The organism is Citrobacter sp. Cb028 (genome assembly GCF_030336705.1).
Taxonomy (GTDB): domain Bacteria; phylum Pseudomonadota; class Gammaproteobacteria; order Enterobacterales; family Enterobacteriaceae; genus Citrobacter; species Citrobacter braakii.
The window spans coordinates 1-297 of sequence record NZ_JAOWCZ010000012.1 but is presented as its reverse complement, the minus strand read 5'-3'; the positions used below and the strand labels follow the sequence as shown (position 1 = coordinate 297).

The 297-nt window shown below is 52.9% G+C and carries 1 tRNA gene; it reads right to left on the bottom strand.

The features are described 5' to 3' along the window. Window positions 1-77 (bottom strand) — tRNA-Arg (locus tag OGV75_RS00070). Window positions 78-297: the final 220 nt, after the last annotated feature.

Here is a 297-nt window from a genome sequence, read left to right as displayed (position 1 = left end):
TGGTGCATCCGGGAGGATTCGAACCTCCGACCGCTCGGTTCGTAGCCGAGTACTCTATCCAGCTGAGCTACGGATGCATCGGGAAACTTGCTTTACTGCCGATATTGATATCGTAATGAGCGATATCAAGTAAGAGATGGTGCATCCGGGAGGATTACTCGGCTGCGCCTCGCCCTGTGGGCCGTTGCTGAAGCAACGTTATCCTCCCTGGTACTCACGATTATCTCGCAGACCATGAAACAACAGTTTTGCTGTTATCTCGGAGAAGATGGTGCATCCGGGAGGATTCGAACCTCC